The sequence below is a fragment of the Clostridium putrefaciens genome (genome assembly GCF_900461105.1).
GTDB lineage: Bacteria > Bacillota > Clostridia > Clostridiales > Clostridiaceae > Clostridium_L > Clostridium_L putrefaciens.
The window spans coordinates 2,179,873-2,203,358 of sequence record NZ_UFWZ01000001.1 but is presented as its reverse complement, the minus strand read 5'-3'; the positions used below and the strand labels follow the sequence as shown (position 1 = coordinate 2,203,358).

Annotated in this window: 26 protein-coding genes and 1 pseudogene; 25 read left to right on the top strand and 2 right to left on the bottom strand. The window is 29.4% G+C overall.

Features of this window, described 5'->3' with window-relative positions; genetic code table 11:
• Positions 1–291: 291 nt before the first annotated feature.
• The 8 genes from DY168_RS09795 (at position 292) to DY168_RS09755 (ending at position 4,396) form a co-directional block, all read left to right on the top strand.
• Positions 292–837 (top strand): GNAT family N-acetyltransferase, encoded by a 546-nt coding sequence (locus tag DY168_RS09795; RefSeq protein WP_172556317.1) that lies wholly within the window; start codon positions 292–294, stop codon positions 835–837.
• Positions 838–850: 13 nt separating this feature from the next.
• Positions 851–1,102, top strand: a complete 252-nt coding sequence (locus DY168_RS09790) for a 3-hydroxyacyl-CoA dehydrogenase NAD-binding domain-containing protein (RefSeq protein WP_115641604.1) — start codon at positions 851–853, stop codon at positions 1,100–1,102.
• Positions 1,103–1,567: 465 nt separating this feature from the next.
• Positions 1,568–1,855, top strand: a complete 288-nt coding sequence (locus tag DY168_RS09785) for a transposase (protein ID WP_115641603.1) — start codon at positions 1,568–1,570, stop codon at positions 1,853–1,855.
• 313 nt (positions 1,856–2,168) lie between these two features.
• Entirely contained in the window at positions 2,169–2,468 is a 300-nt protein-coding gene (locus DY168_RS15170; RefSeq protein WP_115641602.1) for an IS3 family transposase, read from the top strand.
• A gap of 68 nt (positions 2,469–2,536) precedes the next feature.
• Positions 2,537–2,749: a hypothetical protein gene (locus DY168_RS09775; protein WP_242984106.1), complete on the top strand. Its 213-nt coding sequence runs from the start codon at positions 2,537–2,539 to the stop codon at positions 2,747–2,749.
• 112 nt (positions 2,750–2,861) lie between these two features.
• Positions 2,862–3,146, top strand: a complete 285-nt coding sequence (locus tag DY168_RS09770; protein ID WP_115641601.1) for a CPCC family cysteine-rich protein — start codon at positions 2,862–2,864, stop codon at positions 3,144–3,146.
• Between the two features lie 82 nt (positions 3,147–3,228).
• Positions 3,229–3,444, top strand: coding sequence for a hypothetical protein (locus DY168_RS09765; protein WP_242984105.1), 216 nt, complete (start codon positions 3,229–3,231; stop codon positions 3,442–3,444).
• Between the two features lie 610 nt (positions 3,445–4,054).
• Positions 4,055–4,396 carry a group II intron maturase-specific domain-containing protein gene (locus DY168_RS09755; protein ID WP_172556316.1) on the top strand — a complete coding sequence of 114 codons (342 nt, stop codon included), beginning with the start codon at positions 4,055–4,057 and terminating at the stop codon, positions 4,394–4,396.
• Between the two features lie 233 nt (positions 4,397–4,629).
• On the opposite strand, the gene DY168_RS09750 is transcribed toward DY168_RS09755, so the two are convergent.
• Entirely contained in the window at positions 4,630–5,124 is a 495-nt protein-coding gene (locus tag DY168_RS09750; protein ID WP_115641599.1) for a hypothetical protein, read from the bottom strand.
• A 223-nt stretch (positions 5,125–5,347) separates the two neighbouring features.
• On the opposite strand from DY168_RS09750, the gene DY168_RS09745 reads away from it, so the two are divergent.
• The 11 genes and pseudogenes from DY168_RS09745 (at position 5,348) to DY168_RS09695 (ending at position 17,956) form a co-directional block, all read left to right on the top strand.
• Positions 5,348–5,623 (top strand): hypothetical protein, encoded by a 276-nt coding sequence (locus DY168_RS09745; RefSeq protein WP_115641598.1) that lies wholly within the window; start codon positions 5,348–5,350, stop codon positions 5,621–5,623.
• Between the two features lie 273 nt (positions 5,624–5,896).
• The gene (locus DY168_RS09740; protein WP_242984104.1) at positions 5,897–6,571 is read left to right on the top strand and encodes a recombinase zinc ribbon domain-containing protein; all 675 of its coding nucleotides are present in this window, start codon (positions 5,897–5,899) and stop codon (positions 6,569–6,571) included.
• A gap of 162 nt (positions 6,572–6,733) precedes the next feature.
• Positions 6,734–8,542 carry an ATP-dependent nuclease gene (locus tag DY168_RS09735; RefSeq protein WP_115641596.1) on the top strand — a complete coding sequence of 603 codons (1,809 nt, stop codon included), beginning with the start codon at positions 6,734–6,736 and terminating at the stop codon, positions 8,540–8,542.
• 241 nt (positions 8,543–8,783) lie between these two features.
• A complete protein-coding gene (locus tag DY168_RS09730) occupies positions 8,784–9,983 on the top strand; it encodes a hypothetical protein (protein WP_341458783.1) in 1,200 nt (399 codons plus the stop codon).
• 213 nt (positions 9,984–10,196) lie between these two features.
• On the top strand, positions 10,197–10,526 hold the full coding sequence (locus DY168_RS09725; RefSeq protein ID WP_242984103.1) for an RNA methyltransferase: 330 nt from the start codon (positions 10,197–10,199) through the stop codon (positions 10,524–10,526).
• 399 nt (positions 10,527–10,925) lie between these two features.
• Positions 10,926–12,176: a transposase gene (locus DY168_RS15075; RefSeq protein ID WP_115641594.1), complete on the top strand. Its 1,251-nt coding sequence runs from the start codon at positions 10,926–10,928 to the stop codon at positions 12,174–12,176.
• A gap of 318 nt (positions 12,177–12,494) precedes the next feature.
• The gene (locus DY168_RS09715; protein WP_115641593.1) at positions 12,495–13,604 is read left to right on the top strand and encodes an AAA family ATPase; all 1,110 of its coding nucleotides are present in this window, start codon (positions 12,495–12,497) and stop codon (positions 13,602–13,604) included.
• The gene (locus DY168_RS09710; protein ID WP_115641592.1) at positions 13,591–15,891 is read left to right on the top strand and encodes a S8 family peptidase; all 2,301 of its coding nucleotides are present in this window, start codon (positions 13,591–13,593) and stop codon (positions 15,889–15,891) included. The genes DY168_RS09715 and DY168_RS09710 overlap by 14 nt, the downstream gene beginning before the upstream one ends.
• A gap of 330 nt (positions 15,892–16,221) precedes the next feature.
• Positions 16,222–16,761, top strand: a complete 540-nt coding sequence (locus tag DY168_RS09705; protein ID WP_115641591.1) for a hypothetical protein — start codon at positions 16,222–16,224, stop codon at positions 16,759–16,761.
• A gap of 432 nt (positions 16,762–17,193) precedes the next feature.
• Positions 17,194–17,436: pseudogene (locus tag DY168_RS15285) on the top strand (transposase); the annotation flags it as partial.
• Positions 17,420–17,956: an IS3 family transposase gene (locus tag DY168_RS09695; RefSeq protein ID WP_278286373.1), complete on the top strand. Its 537-nt coding sequence runs from the start codon at positions 17,420–17,422 to the stop codon at positions 17,954–17,956. The pseudogene DY168_RS15285 and the gene DY168_RS09695, both read left to right, overlap by 17 nt.
• Positions 17,957–17,995: 39 nt before the next feature.
• Here DY168_RS09695 and DY168_RS09690 read toward each other — a convergent pair whose 3' ends face one another.
• On the bottom strand, positions 17,996–18,208 hold the full coding sequence (locus tag DY168_RS09690; protein WP_115641590.1) for a hypothetical protein: 213 nt from the start codon (positions 18,206–18,208) through the stop codon (positions 17,996–17,998).
• Positions 18,209–18,372: 164 nt separating this feature from the next.
• Between DY168_RS09690 and DY168_RS09685 the strand changes: the two genes are divergently transcribed.
• The 6 genes from DY168_RS09685 to DY168_RS09660 all read left to right on the top strand — a co-directional run bounded on the left by DY168_RS09685 (position 18,373) and on the right by DY168_RS09660 (position 22,755).
• The gene (locus DY168_RS09685; protein WP_104410764.1) at positions 18,373–18,621 is read left to right on the top strand and encodes a hypothetical protein; all 249 of its coding nucleotides are present in this window, start codon (positions 18,373–18,375) and stop codon (positions 18,619–18,621) included.
• A gap of 507 nt (positions 18,622–19,128) precedes the next feature.
• The gene (locus DY168_RS09680; RefSeq protein ID WP_115641589.1) at positions 19,129–19,560 is read left to right on the top strand and encodes a hypothetical protein; all 432 of its coding nucleotides are present in this window, start codon (positions 19,129–19,131) and stop codon (positions 19,558–19,560) included.
• A gap of 75 nt (positions 19,561–19,635) precedes the next feature.
• The gene (locus tag DY168_RS09675; RefSeq protein WP_104410762.1) at positions 19,636–19,986 is read left to right on the top strand and encodes a hypothetical protein; all 351 of its coding nucleotides are present in this window, start codon (positions 19,636–19,638) and stop codon (positions 19,984–19,986) included.
• Between the two features lie 11 nt (positions 19,987–19,997).
• Entirely contained in the window at positions 19,998–20,717 is a 720-nt protein-coding gene (locus DY168_RS09670; protein WP_147291422.1) for an ABC transporter ATP-binding protein, read from the top strand.
• 2 nt (positions 20,718–20,719) lie between these two features.
• Positions 20,720–22,048 carry a hypothetical protein gene (locus tag DY168_RS09665; protein WP_115641587.1) on the top strand — a complete coding sequence of 443 codons (1,329 nt, stop codon included), beginning with the start codon at positions 20,720–20,722 and terminating at the stop codon, positions 22,046–22,048.
• 5 nt (positions 22,049–22,053) lie between these two features.
• Positions 22,054–22,755, top strand: coding sequence for a hypothetical protein (locus DY168_RS09660; RefSeq protein WP_115641586.1), 702 nt, complete (start codon positions 22,054–22,056; stop codon positions 22,753–22,755).
• Positions 22,756–23,486: the final 731 nt, after the last annotated feature.

Here is a 23,486-nt window from a genome sequence, read left to right as displayed (position 1 = left end):
AGTTTTATTGATGGAACGCCGTATGAGGTGAAAGTCTCACGTACGGTGTGGAGGAGGGGAAAAGAAGGAGATAATATCAAGTTCTTACCTATTCCTATAGGTAGTGAATCCTTATAAAAAATTAAATGAACTCTATTCAAGATTGAAAGTATCGAAAGATAAGGTAAATGATAATGAAATAAAGTATGCTATTAACATTTTATATAAAGGTTTACTAGCTAAAAAAGTAAGTAGTGATGAGTTAAAAAGAAAATTACAAAGTATTGTTATAGTTTAAAAGGGGGAGTAAAAGTGATTGAGACGATAAAAAAAATTGAGACTAAAAGGCTTATTTTAAGAGAAATTAGTGAAAATGATGTAGATGGAATTTACAAAGTATTTAGTGATCCAGCAGTTGCAAAATATGATTGGTTTAGTCCTATAGAGTCTAAAGATGATGCAATAAAATTTATAAAAAGATATAAAGAAGAGTTTGAATCTGGAGAAGAAATAACTTGGGGAATCGAGTTAAAAGATACAAAGGAGCTAATAGGAATATGTTGTCTAGGTGACTTTGACAATGGGGCTCGTAGGTCTGAAATTGGATATGATTTAGCTAAAGATAAATGGAATAAAGGATATGCTACTGAAGCTATTGAAGCAATAGTTAAATTCGGACTAAGTGAAATGGATTTAAATCGAATAGAAGCTTTTATTACACCAGGAAATGACGCATCAGTAAAGGTTCTTGAAAAATTAAATTTTACAAAGGAAGGTGTTGTCAGAGAACGAGATTTAATTAAAGGAAAGCTTGAAGATGGAATTATAATGTCTATACTTCAAAAGGATATAGTATAAGGTGGTGGAGTTGATGGGGTTTAAAAAGGTTGGAGTGATTGGAGCTGGAACTATGGGAATAGGGTTAGCATACAATCTTGCTATATGTGGAATTGAGGCTGTTTTAGTTGATATTGAACAAAAACAATTAGAAAAAGCTAAAAAAGAAATTATAAATAATATAAGGTTTATGCCACTTATATCAAAACAGATTCCGAAAGTACCAATGGAAGCAGTAATAAATAAAATTAAGTTTACAACTGATATTAATAATTTAAGCGAGTAGCAAGTGAGTCCAGCGAAGCATGTCCTCACAAGGAACCCAGGGTAGAATAGCAAGTGAGTCCAGCGAAGCATGTCCTCACAAGGAACCCAGGGTAGAATAAAATGGAAAAGTGTGTTTAAGCAGAAATATTAGCAATCGCAAATAGCAAGAGGGAAACTTCGCCTCCACCTAACACCTCAGGGGCCCAGAAAATTACCAGGTAAAAGCATTTCATTAGAATAATTTTAATGAAATGCTTTTTTAGTTGATTTCTATAATAAAAATCACAAAATATATATTAACCAAACTTAAATAAATATAAAAAACAAGCCCATCATAAGCCCTTTATAAATAAATACCACCCCCTTATAAGGGCATCAAGTAATAATAACAATATGGTGCTAGAATATAAATAATACAAGTTGAAAGTGAAAGATACCAATATAGAATATATAATAAAGATAAAGGAAGATGGAGGGATTTAACATGAGTAGACAGTTTACAAAAGAGTTTAAAGAGGATGCCGTAAGGTATTATTTAGATCATAAGGATTTAGGATTAACAGCTTGTGCAAAGAATTTAGGAACAAGCAAAGCAACATTATGCACGTGGACAAAAGAAGCCAGAGCTAACAATGGAGAAGTACCTACTAGGGGATCTGGTAATGACCAAAGTGATGACGCAAAAGAAAATGCAAGACTACGCAAAGAACTATGGGACACACAGGACGCATTAGAAATACTACAAAAAGTAATCAGCATTCTGGGAAACTAACAGAGGCTCTCTTTATTGAAACATCTGAAAAGCAAGATAACTTAAATGAAGAATGTAAACGCCGGCTTAATGTTAGTGGAGGGCTGAAAATACTAGGCGTTTAAAGAAGTGGATACAACTCTTTAAAAAAAGACTCCCTTCTGATATGCATAAAAGAAAAGAGACTATCAAGTGATTCTTAGACTCAGGTGGAGTTTGCTTATAAGGAATACAGCTCTCCATCTGAGTCTTAGAAGAACTTATCCAGGGGCGTAGCAGCCGTCATCCCCCACCTTGAAGAGGGGATAGGGGTGTTACGGATGGTAGCCATCGGATAAAGGCTCAAATTAAGCAAATATATGATGACCCTTATCAGAACTATGGAGCCACTAAAATAACACAGATTATAAAGCAGAATGGAGAAATTATAGCTGAAAAAACTGTGGGTAACTATATGCGCAAAATGGGGTTAAAAGCCCAATATACAAAACCATACACAACTACAACAAAGGATTCCAATTTTAGCGAAGAACTTATCAATATATTAAACGAAGAATTTAAATCACCAAATCAATATGAAATTGTGTATAAGGAAGGGTTAAATAAATTATATCTAATACAATATACAAAATAAGTTAATATTTAAAAATTCAAATTTGACTGGTACTTTTTATTGACATAGTACCAGATATTCATATAGCTATGATGGAAACTGATGATAATGAGGCAACAACATATGATGCACCTATAAAACTTGAAATGGCAATAAGTGCAAAGCTTAAGGGAAAATTTTATCCAAGAGAAGCTGATGGGAATTACAGATTTATTGCTGATGAGGATATGAAGGATGTAGATACAACAATTATAAGTTCATGGTTTACTGGTGTGCCAGAGGAACCAATATCAACAACATAAATTACTTTATAAAATTAACCTAATTGCAAGGAAGTGTTTGATATAATAAGACATATAGTTAATACATAGGTGGAAGATATTGTGTAATAAACAGTCCTAAGGAGGTTGGTTAATGGTGGAAAGGTTTACTTGCCCCTGTTGCGGATACAAGACATTAGATGAACAATCTAGCTGGGATATATGTCCTATCTGTTATTGGGAGGATGACCCACTTCAGTTTAAAGATGTTGACATTAAAGGGGGTGCAAATACTGATTCTTTAAGACAAGCACAAAAAAACTTTATGGAATTTGGTGCTTGTGAAAGAAGTATGTTAAGGCATGTAAGAAAGCCAGGTGTACAGGATGTAAGGAATGAAAAGTGGAAACCTTTGTGTCAAGAAAAAAATAAGAGATAAGCAATATCTTTATGTTTCAAACTAACAGGGGATCTTAAAACCCTGTTTTTTTATATCTAAAATTCAGAAAGGAGTTGAAAACATGAGAGCATTAGAACTTAAAAATAAAGGAATTAAGCTTAGTAATAAAGAATATGAACTTAAATTTGATATGAACACCTTCTGTGAGTTAGAAGAGGTATGCGGTGATATCAATAAAGCCTTTGAAGATTTGCAAAATAGAAAGGTTAAAGCTATAAGGGCACTTATTTACTCAGCAATTAAAGCTGAAGATAAAAGTGTTACCCTTAGCAAGTGAGTCCAGCGAAGCATGTCCTCACAAGGAACCCAGGGTAGAATAAAATGTAGAACAATTCCGTGGGCAAGATATGCAGATGATGGAATAACACATTGTGTATCTCTAAAACAGAAATGTATGCAGTATTAATATATATCAATAATGCTTTAGTAAAATGGGTTCGAAGAAAGTATAAGAAACGAAAACATAGACGAAGAGCAGAATATTGGTTAGGAAGTATTACAAAAAGAGATAGAAATTTGTTTGCACACTGGAAAATGGGGATATTGCCAACAGCAGAATGATGGGAGCCGTATGAGCTGAGAGATTCACGTACGGTTCTGAGAGAAACTAAGGGGGAAGTTCCCTTAGTTTACTTACCTTGTATGCTGTTTTCAGTATAAAAACGAAGCTATAGCTTTTTATGAAGCTTTAAAAGTTAGATTAAACAAATTTAGTTTACAGATATCTGAAGATAAACAAAAAAATATATTTTGGCAAGGATGCATATTATGACAGAAAGTTTGAGAGAACATGAAAGTTAAAGTCATATACTGATAAAACTTTTGATTTTATGGGATTTACGCACTACTGTAGTTGTAGAAAGAATGGAAGTTTTAGAGTTAAACGAATGACAAGTTCTAAGAAATTTAGAGCTAGCATTAAGAGATTAGGAGAATGGCTAAAGGACAATAGAACGCTACCGCTTACATTGCTAATGAAGAAATTAAAACAGAAATTAGTTGGGTATTATAGGTATTATGGAATCACAGACAACTCTAACAAACTAGAAAATTTTAGATATTTAGTGAGGAGATTAACCTTTAAATGGTTAAACAGGAGAAGTCAAAGAAGAAGTTATAATTGGATTAGTTTTGATATGATGTTCAATTACTTCAATATACCTAAAGCTAAGATATATGTTAATATATTTAAATTAAAAAAGAAATTACATATATTATGTGAATTATAATATGGGGAGCCGTATGCGGGAAATCCGCACGTACGGTTCTAAGAGGGGCTAGGGAAGTGATTCCCTAGTCTACTTACCGGCCCATAAAATTACCAGGTAAAAGCATTTCATTAGAGTAAAATTTAATGGGGTGATTTTTTAGTTGATTTTAATATTAAAAATGAGAGCAGATGTATTAACTATACTTATTAGAAATACAATAGTAATAAAGATAAAAGTAGAGTTTAATAAAGTTAATTGAACAAATCTATATGAGAAACATTTATATTATTACTGGCACTTATGCTTATATTAAAATTACCGCTTGCATTTGCACCGATAATTCTAACAGTATATTTTCCATCTTTAGGTGTAGTAAAATTTATATTTCCATTGTCCTTTAACTCATTCTTTTTTGCTATAATATTATGTTCTGAATCTAAAATTACAATGTAAAAATTACCTTTACTGATCTTTGTATTATCATTAATATTTATCTTATTACCTTTATTGGATGTGAACTGTATTAAAGACCATTTACCATTAAATTTTTCAAAGTCAAAACTTTTAGTATTTTCACCACTTTTCTCATTTCCATGATAGTCAAAACTTCTTTCAGATTCATCATTGCTTGATAAATAATTATTTGAATCAATATTAGGAAGATAATGTTTGTATAATGATGTTCCAGTTGCTGCAATTATTATGACTATTAAGCAAATGATAATTAAATTACTTCTTTTTTTCATTTTTGATAAGTCCCCCATTTCTAAAGTATAGGTATACCATCTTACAAACTCTTTTATAGATGATGAAAATGTAGATAAATATTATAATGTATATTTTCATTATATATTATATATATGATTTAACAACATTATTAAGAATAAATGTAAAATAGTATATTTTAAGGTATTAAGTATAGTATAATTGTACCATATAAGTGGTGTTAAATTAAGGAGTGTTTAAATAATGAATAAAAATAAAAATAAAAATAAAAATAAAAATAAAAATTTAAGATTTATAGCAATATTAATATATATTGTACCTATTTTAGTGATTACGGTCTTAACTAAAAGTTCAAAGTCTTTTTTATTATCTGTGGGTTTTATGACTACAATGTTAGGCTTAAGTATGCGTTTTATTCCTAATTATATTGGTTACTCAAAAGAAGTAGATAAATATAATAATTCTATACTTTTTATAATAAGTGGAATCATCTTTATAATGCTTTCAATATCTTATTAATTAAGGTTTGGGTTAAAAAATGTTTTCCCACTTTTATTTGACTAAAACAAGTTTAGCAAGTGAGTCCAGCAAAGCATGTCCTCACAAGGAACCAAGTGAGTCCAGCAAAGCATGTCCTCACAAGGAACCCAGGGTAGAATAAAATGGAAAACTGCGCTTAAGCATAAGTATTAAGTAGATGTACTTACGAAAAAGAGAGTTAAGAATAATGGTATTGTTCCACAGTATTATGTAGAAAATAACCATGAAGCCATCATACCCCGAGAACTTTATATGCAGGTGCAGGAAGAAATGGTGCGAAGGGGCAATATTAGAAGTGGTAAAGGTAGAAAGAAAAGAGTTTATAGCAGCAAGTATGCTTTATCCATCATTGTTTATTGCGGAGAGTGCGGCGATATTTATCGGAGAGTCCATTGGAACAATAGAGGGTGTAAGTCTATTGTATGGAGATGCGTTAGTCGCTTAGAAGGTAAGGGGGCTACCTGCAACTCACCAACAATAAAAGAAGAGGTGCTGCAACAAATAGTTGTAGATGCAATTAATCAAACACTTTCTAGCAAAGATGACTTCCTTAGTACCTTGCAAGATAATATTGATAGAGTGATAAGTGAAGCAGACCATGGAGCTACAGCTGATATCGATGTTAAACTAAAAGAACTACAAAATGAACTTCTCAGACTGGCAAACGGTAAAGCGGATTACGAGGAAGTAGCTGAGGAGATATATAGCTTAAGGGAACTGAAGCAGAATAAATTGATTGCAAATGCAGAGCGTGAAGGAAAAAGGCAAAGGATTGATGAGATGGCACAGTTCCTAAAAGAGCAGCCCTATGAATTAAAGGAATACGATGAGCAGCTGGTAAGAATGCTTGTTGAGAAGGTTACGATTTATGAAGGTGAAATTAGTATAGAATTCAAGTCAGGTGTTGAAGTTGATGTAGAGATATAAATGGATTACAGGAATGCGGCACCTCATAGATTGATAAACAATCTGTAGGGTGTCTGTTTATTTTGACAATTTACTTAGGAATGGTTTGATTATGTAGGGTGGTAGGAATATAATAAGATTCACAGGGAGAAATATATTAAAAGACTAAAAAAGGAGGGAACCATGAGTGAAATTAGAATTAATGGGATAGTAATAGAAAATTATCGCTCATTTGGGGATAATGTTATAATTAAATTCCCCGATGAAAAGTACAAGAAACCAGTTTCTATTGTAGGATATAATAACGCCGGGAAAACCAATCTTATTAATGCCGTATTATATGGAATTACTGAGAAATATGTGAATAAGGATACATTCACAATAAATGATTTTCATAATAGAAATATAAAAAACATACCTAAAATAACAACAAGAATACATAGTAGTCAAGAGACTAAAGAAAATGGTAAAATAGCTAATTTAACGGGGTGGCATAAACTTAATATTAATTTAGATGGGAGTGAGATAGAAAGTGCAACAATAGATTCATATAAAGAATGTTGTCAAGAAAAAAACTGGCAAGCATTTGGTGCTGCAAAATATTATAAAATATTTTATATCAATTTTCATGAGATAAAAAAAGAAATTTCGACAAAGAAAACAAGTTGGGGTAATTTAACTTCATTCCTAGCAAAACATATAAAAAGTATAATGGCTAAAGATAAAAAGATGTATGACAAAAAGAATTCGTTTGAAAAGGATATTAAGGATTCAACAGAATCAATTATAAAGGATTCTATGTTGAATGAGTTTATTAAAAGAATTCAAAAAAATTATGCTGTAAATTTGAAAGATAGCAAATGTGAAATAGAGTTTGGGCTACCTGAATATGACGATATATTTTTAGAGATGATGTTTAAAGTTGGTCTTAATGGTGACAAAGATAACCTTATACCAATTGATCATTTTGGGGATGGTTATATATCTATGTTTGTGATGTCAGTAATTCAAGCTATAGCTGAGAGTAATGATGAAGATAAATGTCTGTTTCTTTTTGAAGAACCTGAAAGTTTTTTACATGAAAATCACCAAGAGTATTTTTATAAATCTGTACTTTGTCCATTATCTGAAAAAGGGCATCAAGTAATATATACAACCCATTCGGATAAAATGCTAGATATTTTTGATACCAAAGGATTAATTAGAATTGAATTTGATGAAAAGAAAAAGCAAACTGTACTAAAATATAATAACTGCAGTGATAATTTCATATCTGAAGTAGAAGTAGAAGTAGAAGTAGAAGAATCTAAGGATGAAGAATTAGTATCAAGAATAAGGGACTATAATAATTACATTAAAATAATTGAACCCAATCTAAATAAAATTATATTTAGTAGAAAGGTTGTATTAGTTGAAGGGCCAAATGATCTAATGGTATATAAAGAAATCATTAGGAAAAAAGTAATAGAAATCTCCGGTGACAAAAAATTAGCAGATACATATTTAAATTTCAATAACATAGTGGTTATACCACATCATGGGAAAGTAACCGCGATAGTCCTTATCAAATTATGCAAACATTTAGGCCTAGACTATTTCGTTATTAATGATTTTGATTTTCAAGATAACTTTATTGAAAAGCTAGATTATAAAACTGAGTCAGAATATAAAGAAAGTAATTTTTACAAAAAAGAAATAGAAGATATAGAGGCCTTTAACTTAAAAGGCGAACCTTTAAGTGAGGCAACTAAAAAAGCAATGGTAACAACAAACTGGAAGTTAATAACTGAAGCAGGAAATGAACGAATTCATTTTAATATTCCTAAGTTAGAAAGTGTTATAGGGTATGAATCAAACGATAAAGATAGCACAGGTATTTGGGATATTATTAGCAATGAAAGCAAGTTTTCAGAAGATATCTTTCCAGAAAAGCTATATGATTTTTTAGAATTCGATAAAATCACTAAAAAGGATACATATGAGAGATTTTAAAATAAGTTTGCTTAATAGAGTGCTGTTAATACGAAGACTTTCCAAAGTATAATGAAAATCTATCAAGACTGAAATCTTTAGATTATCTGGGATGTTAGTTGAAGAAGATAGATATAAGTTTTATGAGGGAGTACTTAGAACATAGATGGTGTGTTTTAGAATAGCACAAGATTGAATATAAGATGTTATGGTAAAACAGAGAAAAAACAAGATACACTTTTATTGGGAAGGAATGAGTGCTTTGATTCAAATAAATATATATGATTATGAGGATTTATCAAGTATTGGCAAGAGAGTAACACAGTATGTTAATAGCAATCTGCGGGATATAATACAAGTACTAATAGATATTCTTGAATCAGATCCAGGATTTGATTTAGATGGTTTTTTCCCAAGAGACTATCTTATGAGAAAACCACAGGAATGTAGAAATTCAGTAGATGAATTATATGAAATTGTCTGTTCAAATAGTGTTAGGGATTTTATTAAGCCTAAATATGAATACTTGATGTATGCAATATTATGTTGGTGGGAAGATTGTGTTGATGATAAAACCGAGTTAATTAGTAATAAAATAGATGATAATCTAAAAAATGATTTGGAGAATGAAGATGATGGGAAATATATTTTAAGACTAATACAGGATTTTGAAGAATATTATGATATGTGTTTCCAGGATCACGACTTTTTACCAGAACCATTAAGCAACATGGTTATGTTATATCTTCAGAATCCAAAATTGTTAAAGATGTTTTTTCACTATGATAATCTTGATAATTATATTGATTTGATGGAATATGATTTGCGAGAAAGGTACTTAGAAACCCTCAGAAAGAGAAATAATGATCCATGTATTCCAATGCCTGACAATATTGTATCAGAGTTGATAAATGTCATTAAACGTTTTGAAAAACGGATTGTAGATTTTGAGAAACGGAATGAAGTGCAAATTACTGCAGATATTCAAGATGCCATTGCAGGAAATTTAAACAGTAAGTACGATCTTCACGTTACAAGAGAATTTACAATGGGGCGTGCTAAAAAAGAATTAGGTGAAACTGATCTATATATATATGCAGAAAAAGATGGGCATATTACGGATTATGCAGTGCTTGAAAACAAATACATTAAGAACTTTACGAATCAATATAATCAATTAATGGGATATTTAAACCATAATTTCAAATTTGGTATTACATTATCTATGAATAGGGATATATCCCTTAAAAAAGGGTTTGACAAAATAGAGGAAGAATTAAATAACATAAAGGGAGATTTCCAACCAATTAATATTCAAAGAATCGAAAAAGATGACAACATAATGATTGTTAGTGAGCATATAGTGCCTGAAACAGGTAATAGGATGGAAGTATTTCATTTGATTTTCCAACTAAATGACAATGAACGAAAACGTGCAGCTGCTATAGCAAGGAAAAAGTGAAATTCTCGTATTTTCTAGTTGAGGACAATTAGAAAGCTTATCAGAGTCTAACTATTGCAAGAACTTTACTATTATTATAGATATGTTCTCACAGACGTTAGATTATAAAAACTAACTAAAAGCCTATAGATATGTTCCCACTAACGTAAGGTCACTAAATAAGCCTAAGACATTCATTCTGTCCTCTCGAGCCACGTTGAGACGGTTGTATCTTTGTCCCACAAAAATGCAGATAGTCATATCCACGTAAACATTGAGTTTGGTGAGGGTGATGGAAAAATCCCAGTAGATAAAATAGTTCAAAAAGTTGAAAATTATAGACCGAGTGAAAGAGTAACTTATAAAATGATACAAGAATATATAGAAAATAAGTATGATTTCAAAGTGCATACGGCTTATATAGCAGAAGTAAAAAGAAGTTTGGGATTGCCAATGTATGATGCCCCTAATGCAGTAGAAGAATTAAAGCATGAACGAAAGCATCCAACACCTGAAAAAGTGGAAGTAATTAAAGATGCGTTAAAGTATTTTAAAGTTATCTAATAATTAAAAGTGAAGATGAAAACAAAAAGTTGTTTACTCTAAATTGAGTGGGCAACTTTTTTATATATAAGATTTAATAGCAGCAAACTCCAAAAGAGTCAGTTTGCATTACTGACTCCACTTTTCCCCGAAATCCGAAAATGAGTAATGGTCAAGTGAGTATATATAATGAGAAAAAGGGTCTCATATTGCAATTTTTTATTTAAAGTAACAGAAGTTTAGCACTTGAAAAGTTTTTAGGGCGATAGCCCGTTGATTTATAATGATTTGTATCAAATTAAGAAAATCGTTATTAATTCCGATTTTTGCTGGAATTTATAAGGGAAAAACTTGCATAATAAAAGCATCCTTTTTATAATAGTTTTAACTAGAAACTTAAAATAAAAGGATGCTGATAAAATGAACACAAATTATTTAAAACAAATGCTCACCTATATTAATAAGGTATATCATATAGGCAAAAAAATGAATACCTTAAAGGATAAAAGAATAAAATTTTCTGCAAAAGTTTCAACAATCTCCTTTGTGGTATTATTTGGCTTTATACTTCAAATAAGAAGTTTCAATAGATTAGAACACTTACTTGAAAAAAATAAATTTAAAAAGTTGCTACCTAAGAAAACTAAAGTGCCACGTATTGATACCGTTAGGCGCTCATTAAGCGACTTTGACTTAGAAGGTTTAAATAATATGCACAATCAAATAATAAAAACTGCGGTAAAAAATAGAGTCTTTAGAACTGGTACTATGGATGGTTTAAAGGTAGTAGCAATAGATGGTGTAGAATTATTTGAAAGCACCAAAAAGTGTTGTGATAAATGTCTTAGCCGAGTTCACAATGGTGGAGTTACTCATTATTTTCACAGGTCAGTAGTATGTTCAACTGTAGGCTCTGATCCGCACCTTATTTTAGGACAGGAAATGCTTGAACCTAAAACAGATGGATCAAATAAGGATGAAGGTGAAACTACCGGAGGGAAACGCCTAATCAATAGGCTATATAAAGAATTTCATCATTTTGCAGATATCATAGTCGCTGACGCTCTATATTGTAAATCCACTTGGATTAAAGAAGTGCTATCAATTGGAATGAATGCAGTAGTACGAGTTAAAGATGAAAGACTTCATATTGTCAAAGATGCATTAGCTTTATTCAAGTGCAGGGAGCCAAATAAAAAGTGGGTTGTGAATAGAAAAAGTAACAACTATATAAAAATAAAAGCCTGGGATGAAGATAATTTTGAAATGTCTAATTCAGAGATAAAAGTAAGATTTATAAAGTTTATAGAAGAAGTACATAAAAAAAATAAAGTAGAAATCAAAGAATCATGGATTATAACTACAGACAAATTTACTTCAGTAGAAACTTTGTGGAAGATAATGCATAAAAGATGGGATATTGAAAATAATGCGTTTCATCAGTTAAAAACGGAGTGGCATTTAGATCATTGCTTTCTTCATAGTCCAACAGGCGTAGAAACAGTGCTTATGTTTATAGTAATAGCCTTTAACTTAATGCAATTATATTTTTTTCGGTGCATTAGAGGGTTTAGAAGAAAAAGGATGTTGCAGATAAATATAATTGAGGATTTAAGGGATGAGATGCTATTAGTACAAGATTGGATAAATCCTATCTTCGATACTACTTAACTAGTTTAATAATTGCAAATTAATTTTGAAGATACTTTGGGGAGGGGGAATTTATAGCCATTTTGCGACCTATCTGCCTGTTGCATTCCCATATATCTTAATGAATGTAATAGGTGACAATTATAGTAAGAGTAAAATTTTCACTGGGATTTTAATGCGAAATCTCTGTTAAAGTAATAAGTGTATAGACATAAAAGTATTTTTGTATTATAATATTAAAGCAGAGTGAAACATAATACAAAGGCACTGTGGTGGTTTGAGAAACAAGGGAATGGCGATGTATTATGAATAATGAAATTCAAATGGAGTGATACAAATATGAACATAGAAGATTATATTCCACAGTTAATAAGAGCAAGTTTAGATAACGACTTACGAACTGTAAGGGCCTTGTCTACAAAAATTATAAGAGGTGTTAAACAAAATAACCCAGAGATGGCTAACCAAATATCAGAAGCATTAAATTTTCATGGTGCAGGATTATCTAGTGTTCGCTCCATAGGGTATGGGACTTTACCACAAGATCAAGATTCTCGTTCTAACTTGTTAGTTGTTCAAGAGCCAATGGAGATTGATCCGCCTCTCTTTAATAATAAGATAAATAGTATTATTCAAACAATAGTGGATGAGAGGGCAAATATAAATAAATTAATGTCTGTGGGTTTAGCTCCTGCGGCATCAATACTTTTATTTGGACCTCCTGGAGTAGGAAAGACACTGTTAGCAAAGTATTTGTCAAGTGTGTTTGGATTAAAGTTTGCCTCGTTAGATATGGCATCTGCTGTATCTAGTTACCTAGGAAAAACGGGACAAAACTTGAAAAAAGCATTAGATTATGCTAAAGAGGAGCCAACACTACTTTTATTAGATGAATTTGATGCTATTGCTAAAAGAAGAGATGACTCTACAGATTTAGGTGAATTAAAAAGGGTGGTTAATGTGTTATTAAAGGAGCTTGAGGAGTGGCCACCACATTCTATTTTAATTGCAGCGACAAATCATCCTGAATTATTAGATAAGGCGATTTGGAGAAGATTTGATATTGCTTTGGAAGTAGTACTGCCAGATAAGTTAACAAGGCAGAAATTGTTTGATTTTGCTTTTAAGGATAGGGAATATGAGAATATGGAAAAGCAAATATTTAAGATGTATGCACAATTAACGGAAGGAATGTCACCAGCAGATATAATTAAGGTCTGTGATAAATCAAAGAAGCAACATATAATGTATGGTGATAAAATAGAAAAATTGGTGATACTTGAAATAGCGAATGCTAGTACGGATAAAAGTTTAGATTTTAATAAAAGGTTTTGTAAAGTGGCTAGGGAAGAGTTTGGGATGACCTATAGAGAAATGGCTTCAATATTAGATAAGAGTATATCAGCAATTCAAAATTATATAAAGAGGGGGGTAAATGATGAGCAATAAAAAAAGACCTATTCTTGCTAAAGGGGAAGAATATATAGTCCCACATAAACACGATAACGGATTTTCAAAAGGTGATAAAAGACTGAGTTTTGAGGAAGCCAGATATAAACTAAGTAATCAAGTTAAGGATGTAATAAGTTGTATCAATCAAACTCCCCAAGAATTTATTATGGATGAAGTGATTGTTAATGTTAAGATGGATGTGGATTATTCTGCAAAATCTTATCATCCGAATGCTTTTATAAAGCATATTAATGCAGAAGACGTGGGTAGTAAAAAGTGGATGAAAGAAATTACATTAAAGGATAAAACTAAGCCAAATAAAATTAAACTAGGTAAAGAGATTTTCTTGAGAATGTCTAAAATTACTTTGCAAACACTAGAAGAACAATTAAGAAGTGGGGATGATTTTTCTAAAGGGGCAATTGATAATATTAGGAGCATTGAGAGTATATATTTTGATAATCATTCAATTCTCATTTCTAAATTTGATGCTGACTGGACAGATGGTAGAGTAGAACTTGTGTTGCATCCATTTGAATCAAGTACTGAAAAGGCGAAAAATCAATTAATGAAACTGATTAATCAATATGGAGGTGAAACAAGCAAGGTTAAATTTAAAACATATGCTTCTGGAATTACGTTTGTAAGTGCTGTATTAACTAGGGAAACTCTAACGCATGTTCTTAGATTTAATCCAATAAGAACAGCCCATCCTATATTTCTAAAACAGCTACCTATAATTCGTTCAAGTGGAATGGGGATGCCACTTCCCCCTCCTCCTTTAAATGTACAGCAATCAACTATTAAGGTGGGTGTTTTTGATGGTGGTGTTAATGTAAATAACCCTTATTTTGCTGGTTGTGTTATAGAAAACAATCCTATTCTTACTCCCAAGGATAATAATTTTCTGGATCATGGAATGGGGGTTGTAGGGGCTGCTTTATATGGGGATTTATCAGGGTATGGGTTAAAAGATAATTTGGCAACACCTATAATTAATGTTGAAAGTTTTAGGGTGTTTCCCCTTAGTGATTACAATGACATTGATTTGTATGAGATTATTGACATTATTGAAGACGTAGTACCAAAACGACCTGATATTAATGTTTACAATTTATCAATAGGTCCATATGGTGCAATTGATGATGATAACATTACTCGGTTTACTTATGCAATCGATGAATTGTCAAAGGATGGAAAAACCTTATTTGTGGTAGCAGTAGGAAATGATGGAGACTTAAGCGATGATCAATTATGCAGAATACAGGCACCATCTGATGCTGTTAACTGTCTTGGCATAGGTGCGTATTCTCAAAAGAGTGATGGTACATTTGAGAGAGCAGAATATAGTTCATATGGAGATGGTAGAGAAGGATGCAAAATCAAACCTGATTTCCTTGATTTTGGTGGAAGTACTACAAATCCATTTCAATTAATATCTGGTAGTGCTAATGGTAGAAGTTTTTCTTGTGGTACAAGCTTTTCAGCACCGTTAGTAACTGCTAAAGCAGCAGAAATTATTGGGAGGTGTAACTTTGGAAATCCATTACTTGCAAGGGTTTTGTTAGTACATACCGCACAACATCCAGAATACAAAGCAGATCGGTTTATTGGTCATGGATTTGCAAATCAAAAGGTTGAAGATATTTTATCTTGTGTTGATAACAGCGTAACAACAATATATCAAAGCAAGCTGCGTCCTACACAAGCTATTAAATTACCATTACCGTATATAGGTAATCTTAATTATTCAGGAAAAGTAGTTGTTGAATGGACGATAGCATTATCAACAGAAATTGATGCTAAAAATACCGAGGATTACACCCTTTCGTGTATCGAGGATACATTTTATCCGAGCCAAAATAAGTATACAATGAGCAAGACAATTAATGGTAAGAGAAAAACAAAAGTAGTTAATTTAGCAAGTGACCATGATACTATTGAGGAATTAATTGCTGACGATTGGCGTTTAGGTAATAATCCAAATAGTTATTCTGATTTCAGTAACAAGTATAAAACAGAACAGGAAAGAAAAAACAACTTTAAATGGGATACGGTTATTAAGAGAAGGGCAGTGATGGCTTATAAAAATTTGAAGGATCCATATTTAGTATTACATGCTATGGACAGATATGGGCATGATGCTGAGTTTGTTAATTATGCTGTAGCAGTAACCATGGATTATATTGACTCTACAGAAGATGTATATGATTTAACACTAAAAACCTATAATAAGTTGGAAGTTGCATCGATAAGAAATGTGAATGAAATATTAGTAAAATAAAGATATCAACAATCTGTTAATTTTACAATGTGCTGCATAATAAGCCTAATTCAGAAGTGATTTTATTTATTTTTAGAGGGATGTGGATGGGCTATCTTCCATTATATGAAATATCTATAGGTAAATTATTAATGCTAGATGTGGGTGAGTGCTTTATCTATTTATATAGAATTGAATTATGGTAGGTAGGGCTTCAAATGGTGGACAATGTATGATATTTCTAAATATAGTGAAGATCTAAAATTAAAAAACAACCAAACGCCTAAAAATGCGGAAGCAATCAAAGATGAGTTGAAGTATTTTGAAATTATGTAGGGAGGGGGATGCTTAATGCCAATTGTAAGACCACGATTGATAGATTACTATAATATTCCTGTTACTCAAGAAGAAGTTGATTTTGCTATACCATTTTTGGATGAAGATATACCATTGTATTTAGATCCATTCCTTTTATGGAAGTCTCCTTCCCAGCAGGATAACGCATTACATTTGATATTAATAAGTACATTTAATAAACTAGGTACAATATATTTGCAAAGTGAAGATAAAAAAGAACAGTTAGTGAATATTCTAGTAGAATTATCTGAATGTAGTGAAGTAGGATTAGGTTCAGGAAAAACAAAGAAAGGATTAAGAATATCAACAAAGACATCTAATGAAATTTTAGAACTGTTTAGTATGATACCACACTATAAAGCAAATGGATTTTCTCATTTTGAAGAAATACAGCTTTATGTAAACAATATTTCAAAAGATAGAATTAGCGATTTTGCTTGTAACTTTCTGAAATCATTTTTAATTGATTTTACGCAGGATGAATGCAGAAAATATAGTATCCCCGTAAAAGAATTTTCAGATGTTAGCAAGTGAGTACAGCGAAGCATGTCCTCACAAGGAACCCAGGGTAGAATAAAATGGAAAAGTGTGTTTAAGCAGAAATATTAGCAATCGCAAATAGCAAGAGGGAAACTTCGCCTCCACCTAACACCTCAGGGGCCCAGAAAATTACCAGGTAAAAGCATTTCATTAGAATAATTTTAATGAAATGCTTTTTTAGTTGATTTCTATAATAAAAATCACAAAATATATATTAACCAAACTTAAATAAATATAAAAAACAAGCCCATCATAAGCCCTTTATAAATAAATACCACCCCCTTATAAGGGCATCAAGTAATAATAACAATATGGTGCTAGAATATAAATAATACAAGTTGAAAGTGAAAGATACCAATATAGAATATATAATAATGATAAAGGAAGATGGAGGGATTTAACATGAGTAGATAGTTTACAAAAGGGTTTAAAGAGGATGCCGTAAGGTATTATTTAGATCATAAGGATTTAGGATTAACAGCTTGTGCAAAGAATTTAGGAACAAGCAAAGCAACATTATGCACGTGGACAAAAGAAGCCAGAGCTAACAATGGAGAAGTACCTACTAGGGGATCTGGTAATGACCAAAGTGATGACGCAAAAGAAAATGCAAGACTACGCAAAGAACTAAGGGACACACAGGACGCATTAGATAAACGAAGAATTTAATCCAGAAGAACCAAATGCAGTATGGTGCTCAGACATCACCTATATTTGGACATATGATGGGTTTGCATATTTAACAAGCATAATGGATCTATACTCAAGAAAGATCATATCATGGGTCCTTAGCACTACTCTTGAGTCAAAATGTGTCATTGAGGCAATTGAGAAAGCAAAAGCATCACGAAATATAAACAACCCCTTAGTTATGCACAGCGATAGGGGTATACAATATACTTCTGCTGCATATCAAGAAGCAACTAAAAATTTTATAAACAGTTATTCCAAGAAGGCCTATCCATGGGATAATGCGTGCATAGAGTCATTTCATGCATTGATTAAAAGAGAGTGGTTAAATAGATTCAAGATATTAGATTATAACCATGCACATAGATTGGTTTTTAATTATATAGAAGCATTTTATAATACAGTAAGGATACATAGCCATTATGGATATCTATCACCAAACCAATATGAAATTGTGTATAAGGAAGGGTTAAATAAATTATATCTAACTGCTGGCTAATACAATATAGAAAATAAGTTAATATTTAAAAATTCAAATTTAACTTGTACTTTTTCTTGACATAGTACCAGTAGTCTTACTAGTATTTTCGGAACTCAATACGAATTGATTACCTATTCTTTTATATCCAAGTTTATTTAATTTTTTTCTTATAGTACTTTCATTTACTCCAAGCACTTTTGCTATTGAAGTTAAACTTTTATTTTTTTCTAATTCAGAATTAACTAATTTTAATAATTCTAATACTTCCATAAGAACACCTCAAATATAATATTACAATAAGTATACTGTAATAATACTATTCTTTAAATTCATTTAAAAACCTTTAAATATTGAAAAAATAAATTAGAAAATATTGACCCTATTAATAAGATTTTATATTGGATATAATATAGTTAATATAAGGGGTGATAAGCATGGATGAACAAATATTAGAAATTCTAAAGAGAATAGAGCAAGGGCAAATTAAAACAAATGAAAGATTAGATAAAATAGAAAATAAGATAGATAAATTAGATAAAACCTTAGAGGTAGTTTATGATCAAACTGCAAATCTAAGTGAATTTAAAACCGATGTATTATCTAGGCTTGCAGAATTAAAAGAAGTAGAAGAAGTTACTAAAGTAAATTGCTATGATATAGCTAAATTAAAAGCAATAAAGTAGAGGTGATATATTGGATATAATTATTATAGGGATTACAGGTATTGCAATAATTTTTGCTATAGTTTATTTAGTATATAGAGTAACAATGAAGGCTATAAATCAAAAATAGATATAAAACTTTTCTTGCTTGTATTATAGATACTTATTTTATTCAATTTTATTATGATTTCGTTATGATCATAGCGAAGTCTATCTTTTTTTAGAAAAGTTTATAATGAGTAAACAAAAAGACCTGGATTTTAAAAAATCCAGGTCTTTCAAATGGCTTAAAACCGTTAAATTTTATAATTTCGCTAAAACATGATTTAACGAAATAGCGTATGTTTTATAGGATGTAATAATAAAAATATAAGTTACTATGGATTTAAGAAAATATGTAACAGAAAAAATTGAGATTCTGAGAAATATATAGTACAGAATAATATGAAAAATATGTAGTAAATGTTAAACAAAGTATGTATAATATATATATATACTAATGTTTTAATTAAGTATGAGAGGTGGATTATGGAAAATAGTTTAAAATGTAATAAATCTGATAATGGAATAACTTATAGAATAAAAGAAAATTTAAGAAATGTAAAAAAATATGCAGTTGATCCAATAACAGCAGCAATAGTATTTTTAATTTGTTCAGCAGCTCTTTATATTGTAGTATCATCTACTATTAATTTTTACACTGCTTATTCAACTATAGATATGCAAAAACAAGCAGTTCAAAAAGCAACCAATAATGGAGATTATATAGATATTAAGTTTTCTAGTAAAGCCGCGATAGGATTTAATATAACAAAAGGAATAGCTCCTTCTATTATAAATGGCTCTAGTGATATTTCAACACAAGTTATAGTAAAACCTAGAAATTCAACTAGTGAATATTATAGATATCCAGATGGAACTATAGCGTATCCTTATTCATTACCAGTAGAGGAATATTAATAATTATTAGAAAATAGTAAATAAATTAAAACATTAGTATAGTAATAATTCTAAGGTATAGGAGTAATAAATTTTATGAAAAAGTTATATTATAAAAAGTTTTTAGTAGTAACGTCAATGATAGTGTTGTTTTTTATAGCTTTAATATTTTCTATGTTTGTTATAAGGAGATTATTAGATGCTCAAACACCTAATTTAGATGTATTAATTCAGAATGGTAAAGATGCAGAATTTAATTTGAAATTATTAGGACTTACATTACAAAATGTTTTATTTACAATTAGTAATGATGGAGGTTTTGTTATTAGCTATAGTAATTCCACACTATTCTATTTATTTCCATTAATTTTTGCAATTGTTATAACAATTTTATTAGGAAAAATAATAAATAAAATAAAAATGTACACTTCTAATTGGAAGTTATAGAAGGAGTAAAGATGAAGGGAATAATAAGTTTAAATAATTTTAGTTTTAGATATTCGGATAAATATATTTTAAAGAATATAAATATTGAAATAGAGGAAGGACAATGTGTGGGTATTCTTGGGAAAAACGGGAGTGGAAAGACTACCTTAATAAATTGTATTATAGGAGAATTAAGAGGGGAAGGAAATATAAGTGTTTTAAATACAATTCCTAATATACACTCAATTGAGTTTAAAAGTAATATTGGAATTGTATTAGATAATGATATACTCATTGATTATTTAACATTAAATGAATATTTAAATTTTATAGGACAGCTATTTAAATTGGAGAAAGTTCAAATTGAAAAAAGTATTAAATATTGGTTAAAATATTTTGATTTAGAAGAACAAAGATATAGAATAATAAAATTTTTCTCTCATGGAATGAGAAAAAAAGTTCAAATAATAGTGGCTCTAATGCACAATCCCAAAATAATAATAGTAGATGAACCAACTAATGGATTAGATATAGAAATGATATATTTATTTAAAAATGTTATATTAGATTTAAAGAAAAAAGGTATTACTATAGTAATATCTACACATATATTATCTTTTGTTGAGGATGTTTGTGATGAAGTAATTATTATTAATGATGGAGTTATTAATAATATATTTTCTATTTCATCAATAAATGAACAAAAGTTAGAAAATATATTTATTGAACAAATAAATAGAGATGGTGATTAATTATGAAGGAAATAATATATATTTTTAAAAGTCAAATTTTGGCTATAAAAAATGGACTAAAAATTTATTTAGTAAAAAATACATCTCAATTTGTAACAACATTCTTATTGTTTCTATTGATTTTATATTACTTTTATTCAAATATAACTAAAATGTTTTATGGAGTTAAATTAGCATCAAATGCAAGTGTAGTAATATTTTTGAAAAGCTTATATTTAAGTTTAGGATTATTTTTAGTTTGTTTATCATTCTCTACATTGATATTCTCATATAAAAATTATTTAGAGTATTGGAATAAGTTAAAATGTTTTCCTGTAAAGTCAGATTTGATATTTATATCATCAATTTTTTTATATTTAATGTTTTTAGGATCATCATTTATATTTCTGATATTATCAATTGCAAATGTTATGAATATAAATATACTCTTAGTAGTTATTTTTATAATAATTTTTTATTGTTTAACATTAGGAATATCTATATTAACGTTATCTATATATAAAATAGTTAATTTAAAATATAAAAGTAAATTTTCTTTCTATTTAACATCACTAGTAAGCTTAAGCTTATCATATTTATTATTATATTTTTATTTTGAATATATTAATTTAGATGAAATTAATATATTTTATTATTTATTATTATTTAGTCCTTTAGTATTAGGTATAGGGATTCTATATTTTATGAAGGATAAGAATATAGAATTTAATGAACAAAAAGAAAAGTTAATAAAGAAGAATTATAATATTAGATTTTGTAATAGAATAAACTTATATTCATTTAATGTTATAATTGAATTTTTAAGAAATTTAAGATATTATATTGAATTTTTAGTAGCTCCATATCTTATTGTTATCATATTTAGAATATTAAAACTTGATATAGATTATAATACTATTTCGATTTTGTTAACGATGGTAGCAGCTTTACCTATAGGGTTATATTATAGTTATTATAGTTGCTATAAAACACTACCAATAAATATAAATAAAAATTTAATATATAGATTTCTATTATCGCTTATACTTATTACGATAAATTATATTATTTTTTCATTTATATTCAAACATACAGATATAACGCTCTATGTAGAAATTATATTATTAGGATTGTTAATTTTCGTTGTATTAGATAAAATTGAACTTCCTATTTTAATATATGGTAAAGATAATGCTATTTTTTATATAATAATTTTTTTAATACCACTTTTATATAAGACGACCTTTAGCATTTTTTCTACCGTTATAAATAATTATATTGGTAGTAATATTAATGAAAATATTACTCTTTTAATTATAAATTTAATAATTATTTTTTATAATAGGAAGTGATAGTATTGGAATTTTATAAGTTTGATAAATATTGTATAAACAAAGGTGTTTGCTTGGAAATTGATGGGATTTATGATGAAAGGCTTAACAATAAAATTTATATAGAAAAAGACGACTATAAGTATATACAATGTATTTTTAACAATAATAAAATTGCAGATCTATTAAAAAAAGATTTTAATAGAGAAACGTTAAAGTATTATATTAATTTTTTATATTGTAATGATATGTTATCAATTAAGAGAATGTTTGCTAAAAAAACAATATATTCTAGAGATGTTCTAAAATTAATTTTAAAATCCAGTATAATTTTTTATTTAAGAAGTTTATCTATAGTTTTTTTTATTCCGTTTTTTGTAAAGTATCAATTTCTAGATATATTCTTCACCTGGTCTCTTTTTATAATAACAGTTATATTTCATGAAATAGGGCATATATATACTTATCATTTAATTCAAAGTGACAAAGGAATATATATAAATATTGATAAATTTAAATTTGAAGTAGTTGTCAATATTAATAATGATTTTAATTCAAGATTGGTATCATTAATAGGACCTATTTCTGGAGCATTGTTTTCATTTTTTTTATATATTATTATTAGAAATACAACAATAATAATATTTATAATATTTCATGTAATATTACTATTTCCTTTCTTTCAAGATGGGAAAATTTTATGGAATATAAAAGATACTGAAAATTAATTTTAAGTAATTTCAAGTAATTTTAAGTAATTTATTGTTAAAATATTAACTAAATAGCAAGTGAGTCCAGCAAAGCATGTCCTCACAAGGAACCCAGGGTAGAATAAAATGGAAAAGTGTGTTTAAGCAGAAATATTAGCAATCGCAAATATCAAGAGGGAAACTTCGTCTCCCTCTAACACCCCGAACCCAGAAAATTACCAAGTGTAAGCATTTCGTTAAAGTAAATTTTAATGAAATGTTTTTTTATTTGATTTTCATAATAAAAATCGCAAAAGTTATATTAACCAAACTTAGATAAATATAAAAAACAAGCCCCTTATAAGCCCTTTATAAATAAATACAACTCACTTATAAGGGCATCAAGCAATAATAAAAAAAATAAGTAGCAAGTGAGCCCAGCGAAGCATGTCCTCACAAGGAACCCAGGGTAGAATAAAATGGGAAACTGCGATTAAACAGAAATATTAGCAATGGCAAATAGCAAGAGGGGCACGTTGTTCCCCTCAACTACCCCAGGATCCAAGAATTTACCAGGTACAAGCATTTCATTAAAGTAAAATCTAATGAAATGCTTTTTTAATCGAAGTTTCACTGATATGGTAATGTTTGAAAAATGTAAAAGAAGTACAGAAAGAATCCTAGCAAAGCAGGTATTAAAACTAGGGTACATTCTAAAAGTATAGCTAAAATAAAAACTAGAATAAAGAAGATAACCGCTAGAAGTAATG

Excerpts from the sequence above, each read along its gene's own strand:
- DY168_RS09790 (WP_115641604.1), top strand. The coding sequence starts at position 851 with ATGGGGTTTAAAAAGGTTGGAGTGATTGGAGCTGGAACTATGGGAATA.
- DY168_RS09785 (WP_115641603.1), top strand. The coding sequence starts at position 1,568 with ATGAGTAGACAGTTTACAAAAGAGTTTAAAGAGGATGCCGTAAGGTAT.
- DY168_RS09775 (WP_242984106.1), top strand. The coding sequence starts at position 2,537 with ATGATGGAAACTGATGATAATGAGGCAACAACATATGATGCACCTATA.
- DY168_RS09770 (WP_115641601.1), top strand. The coding sequence starts at position 2,862 with ATGGTGGAAAGGTTTACTTGCCCCTGTTGCGGATACAAGACATTAGAT.
- DY168_RS09765 (WP_242984105.1), top strand. The coding sequence starts at position 3,229 with ATGAGAGCATTAGAACTTAAAAATAAAGGAATTAAGCTTAGTAATAAA.
- DY168_RS09755 (WP_172556316.1), top strand. The coding sequence starts at position 4,055 with ATGACAAGTTCTAAGAAATTTAGAGCTAGCATTAAGAGATTAGGAGAA.
- DY168_RS09750 (WP_115641599.1), bottom strand. The coding sequence starts at position 5,124 with ATGAAAAAAAGAAGTAATTTAATTATCATTTGCTTAATAGTCATAATA.
- DY168_RS09745 (WP_115641598.1), top strand. The coding sequence starts at position 5,348 with ATGAATAAAAATAAAAATAAAAATAAAAATAAAAATAAAAATTTAAGA.
- DY168_RS09740 (WP_242984104.1), top strand. The coding sequence starts at position 5,897 with ATGCAGGTGCAGGAAGAAATGGTGCGAAGGGGCAATATTAGAAGTGGT.
- DY168_RS09735 (WP_115641596.1), top strand. The coding sequence starts at position 6,734 with ATGAGTGAAATTAGAATTAATGGGATAGTAATAGAAAATTATCGCTCA.
- DY168_RS15075 (WP_115641594.1), top strand. The coding sequence starts at position 10,926 with ATGAACACAAATTATTTAAAACAAATGCTCACCTATATTAATAAGGTA.
- DY168_RS09715 (WP_115641593.1), top strand. The coding sequence starts at position 12,495 with ATGAACATAGAAGATTATATTCCACAGTTAATAAGAGCAAGTTTAGAT.
- DY168_RS09710 (WP_115641592.1), top strand. The coding sequence starts at position 13,591 with ATGATGAGCAATAAAAAAAGACCTATTCTTGCTAAAGGGGAAGAATAT.
- DY168_RS09705 (WP_115641591.1), top strand. The coding sequence starts at position 16,222 with ATGCCAATTGTAAGACCACGATTGATAGATTACTATAATATTCCTGTT.
- DY168_RS09690 (WP_115641590.1), bottom strand. The coding sequence starts at position 18,208 with ATGGAAGTATTAGAATTATTAAAATTAGTTAATTCTGAATTAGAAAAA.
- DY168_RS09685 (WP_104410764.1), top strand. The coding sequence starts at position 18,373 with ATGGATGAACAAATATTAGAAATTCTAAAGAGAATAGAGCAAGGGCAA.
- DY168_RS09680 (WP_115641589.1), top strand. The coding sequence starts at position 19,129 with ATGGAAAATAGTTTAAAATGTAATAAATCTGATAATGGAATAACTTAT.
- DY168_RS09675 (WP_104410762.1), top strand. The coding sequence starts at position 19,636 with ATGAAAAAGTTATATTATAAAAAGTTTTTAGTAGTAACGTCAATGATA.
- DY168_RS09670 (WP_147291422.1), top strand. The coding sequence starts at position 19,998 with ATGAAGGGAATAATAAGTTTAAATAATTTTAGTTTTAGATATTCGGAT.
- DY168_RS09665 (WP_115641587.1), top strand. The coding sequence starts at position 20,720 with ATGAAGGAAATAATATATATTTTTAAAAGTCAAATTTTGGCTATAAAA.